The organism is Nonomuraea sp. NPDC002799 (assembly GCF_053592075.1).
The window spans coordinates 1-4,174 of record NZ_JBSFVA010000106.1 but is presented as its reverse complement, the minus strand read 5'-3'; the positions used below and the strand labels follow the sequence as shown (position 1 = coordinate 4,174).

At 71.5% G+C, this 4,174-nt stretch carries 2 protein-coding genes; both read left to right on the top strand.

Going from position 1 to position 4,174, the window contains the following annotated elements:
• On the top strand, positions 1–1,655 hold a 1,655-nt coding region (locus ACWD0F_RS51690), incomplete at its 5' end, for a response regulator (RefSeq protein WP_449890455.1).
• Positions 1,656–1,704: 49 nt separating this feature from the next.
• Entirely contained in the window at positions 1,705–4,077 is a 2,373-nt protein-coding gene (locus ACWD0F_RS51685; protein WP_449890453.1) for a SpoIIE family protein phosphatase, read from the top strand.
• Positions 4,078–4,174: the final 97 nt, after the last annotated feature.

Sequence of the window (4,174 nt, the reverse complement as noted above, 5' to 3'; positions counted from 1 at the left end):
TCCTGGCCAACATGAGCCACGAGCTGCGCACCCCGCTCAACTCGCTGCTCATCCTGGCCCAGCTCCTGGCCCAGAACCACACCCGCAACCTGACGACCAAGCAGGTGGAGTACGCCGGCATCATCCACTCGGCCGGCTCGGACCTGCTGCAGCTCATCAACGACATCCTCGACCTGTCCAAGGTCGAGGCGGGCAAGATGGACATCAACCCCGAGCCGGTTCCGCTGCGGCAACTCCTGGAGTACGTCGAGGCCACGTTCCGGCCGATGACCACGCAGAAGAGCCTCGACTTCCGGATCGTCTCCGCTCCGGGCATCCCGCTGGACGTGCTGACCGACGACTCGCGGCTGCGCCAGGTGCTGCGCAACCTGCTGTCGAACGCGGTCAAGTTCACCGAGGCCGGCAGCGTCGAGCTGCGTATCGAGGTGGCGGCCCGGAACGAGCTGCCGACGTCGGTGCGCCCGCACGGCGCGGCCATCGCGCTGCGGGTGATCGACACCGGCATCGGCATCCCCGAGCAGCAACTCGAAGTGATCTTCGGCGCGTTCCAGCAGGCCGACGGCACCACGAGCCGCAAGTACGGCGGCACCGGACTGGGCCTGTCGATCAGCCGGGAGATCGCCTACCTGCTCGGCGGCGCCATCACCGCCCAGAGCGTCCCCGGGCAGGGCAGCACGTTCACGCTGTTCCTGCCGATCGCCCGGCCCGACTTCGCCGAGCATCCCGGCAGGAACGGCGCCGCGTCGAGCACGGGCGGCGCCGGCGAGCCGGTCGCCTCCGAGGTGAGCGCCCCCGGCCGGTCGGCTGTTCAGCAACGCCGGGTCCTGGTCATCGAGGAGCGCCCGCGCGGGTTGCTCTCGCTGGTGGCCGAGAGCATCCTGACGGAGCTGGCTCCCAACAGGGACGGCGCGGTGGAGATCGTCACGGCCGTCGGGGCGCAGGAGGCGGCCGCCACGCTGGCGGCCGCGCCCTGCCACCTCATCGTGATCGACCTCGACATGCCGGGCCAGGTGGCCTACCAGCTGCTGGAGGCGATGGACGGCGATCCGGCCCTGCAGGCCGTCCCCGTGCTGGCCCACAACAACTGGCGCGCCAACCCGCAGCAGGAGGCGCGGCTGCAGGCCCGCCTCGGCGGGCAGCCGCTGGAGCTGCTGTCGAGCCTGGATGAGATGCGGGAGCGGATCGCGCTGCACCTGACGGCCGACCAGCCGGGAGACGTGCTGCCTCTGGTCAGGCCGCAGCAGGTCGGGCCGGCGGCCGGGCATGACGTCGACGACACGCTCACCGGCCGGACCGTCCTGGTGGTCGACGACGACACCCGTAACCTCTACGCGCTCACCAGCATGCTGGAGATCCACGGCATGCAGGTGCTGCACGCCGAGAACGGCCGCGAGGGCATCGACAAGCTGGTCTCCCACCCCGAGATCGACCTCGTCCTGATGGACGTGATGATGCCGGAGATGGACGGCTACACCGCCACCGAGAAGATCCGGCAGATGCCGCGGTACACGGAGCTGCCGATCATCGCCGTCACGGCCAAGGCCATGCCGGGTGACCGGGACAAGAGCCTGGCGGCGGGAGCCAGCGACTACGTGACCAAGCCGGTGGACGCCGACCATCTCATCGAGCGCATCCAGCACTGGGTCAGCGCGTAGGCACAGCCCGTTCTGTGAGGTGGCAGCACCGTCAGCAAGGAGCAACACCGTGCACAACCCACCACCCGGCGCTCCTTCCGTCCCCGGCTCCCCGGAGCGGGGGACGGAGACGAACGTCGGCAGGCTCGCGGCCACGATCGAACGGCTGCGCGGCGAGGTCCAGCGTGCCCAGCTGGCCGTCGACGGCCGGGCTCTGATCGAGGTGGCCAAGGGCGTCCTGATCGAGCGGTTGCGCCTCAGCGTGACCAGCGCGGCCCAGCAACTGGCCACGCTGGCCGACCAGGCCGGCCTGACCCAGCTCGAACTGGCCGCCGACATCATCAACCAGGCGGCGCAGGACCGGATCAGCGAGGCGGCGCACGCGTTCCTGGTCGCCACGCGGTCCGAGGAGTTGTCACGCGAGGCGGCCGGCATCGCGGTACGGCTGCGCAGCGCCGAAAGCGCCGCGTTGCGGGCCACCGACGCTCAGTCAGTGGTGGAGTCGCTGCTGGAGCACGCGCTCACCCCGCTGGGCGCGACAGCCGTCGCCGTCTGGGAGGCCGGCCCCGACGGCTCGCTGACCCTGGTCGGTTATGCCGGATTCACCGCCGAAGAGGCCAGACGGTGGCGCTACGTGCCTCCAGGGGTCGAGACCCCGGCTCGCCGCGCGCTGGTGGCGCGCGAGAGCGTCTGGCTCAAGGACCTGTCCGCTGTCGGCCTGCCCTCCATCGGGGGGCGGGACACACCGGGCGGCCGGGTGGCCGTGCCGGCGGGCACCGGCGGACGGATCTTCGCCGTCCTGGAGGTGGGCTGGCCGCAGTCGCTTCCGCAACAACCTCCGCAGGTCCGCAAGCAGATCGAGGCGCTCGCCGAGTTGTGCGCGTACACGCTCGAAGCGCCCGACAGGCCGGCGGCGGGCCACGACTCGCAGGCGCTGCCCGAGCTGGTCGGCCTCGCCGACGCGCTGAGCGACGCGGCGCTCGTGCTGCGCCCTTACCTGGACGAGGAGGGCAGGCTCTGCGACTTCCGCATCCAGCACGCCAACGACCCTTTCGTCGATCCGGCCGGGCGTCCGCGCAGCACGGTCGTCGGCGCCCTGCTGCTTGAGGCCTACCCGCTGGCGGCCGAGGAGGGCGGGCTGTGGGAGCGGGTCGAGCGCGTCTACGCCACCGGCGAGCCGTTCCGCGCCGCGAAGATGACCCTGAGCGCGCTGGTGGACCAGGTGCCGCTGTCCAGCGTCGCCGCCGTCAGCCTGACCCGGCACGCCGACTGCGTCCTGCTCATCTGGCGGCTGCAGGACGAGGCGGCCCAGCTCGCCAACCTGTTGCAGCACGCGCAGCGGCTGGGCCGCATCGGCGGCTTCGAGGAGAACACGGCCACCGGGCGCATCCTCTGGAACAGCCAGCTCTACGCGCTGTACGGCTTGGCGGAGGGCGAGCAGCCCATCCCCCTGGAACGACTCGCCGAGCACGGCCATCCGGACGACGCCGTGGCCATCGGCCGCTTCCTGCGCACCGTGCTGCATCACCGCAGGTCCGCGTCCACGGCCTTCCGCCTGCAACGTTCGGACGGGATCGCGCGGCACATCCGCGTCGTCGCCGAACCCGTCCTCGATGCCGACGGGCGGCCCTTGAGCGTACGAGGGGCCTACCAGGACATATCCTCCCAGCACTGGACGGAAGTAGCGCTGGCCGCCACGCGCGACCAGCTCGCCCACACCGAGCACCAGTCCGCGGAACGCAACCGCCTGGCCCTGCAGTTGCAGCAGGCGATCATGCCGCCCAGCCGCGAGCCCATGGAGGCCCACAACCTGCAGATCGCCGTCCGCTACCGTCCCGCCGAACAGGAACACCTCGTCGGCGGCGACTGGTACGACGCCGTCGTCCTGCCGACCAAGCAGATCCTGCTGTCGGTGGGCGACGTGGCCGGGCACGGGATCGAGGGGGCCACCGGCATGGTCGTCCTCCGCAACGCGCTGCGCGGCCTCGCCGCCACCGGAGCGGGCCCCGCCCAGCTGCTGTCCTGGCTCAACCTGGTCGCCCACCACCTGACCGACCAGGTGACGGCCACGGCGATCCTCGGCCTCTACGATCCGGAGACCCGCATCCTGCGCTGGGCCAGGGCGGGCCACCTGCCGCCCATCCTGATCCGGGGAGGCGAGGCGGTGGAACTGGAGCTGATCGACGGGGTCATGCTGGGCGCCGTGTCAGAGGCCGGCTACAAGGAGGCGCAGGTCCAGCTCGCCCTGGACGACGTCCTGCTGATGTACACCGACGGGTTGATCGAGCGGCGGGACCGCACCCTGCAGCACTCGCAGGAGCAGCTTCTGCGCGTGGCCGGCCAGCCGGCCACCAGCCTGGAGCACCGTCTGGACAACCTTCTCACGCACAGCCATTCCGACACCGATGACGACACCTGCCTCGTCGGGATCCAGCTACGGTGAAACGAGGCGGCGGGGGGGGGGCGGGGGGGCGCGCCCCCCCCCCTGCCGCTGCCCGCCGGAGAGCTGCAGCGGCCGGCGGGCCAGGTGCTGGGCGCCG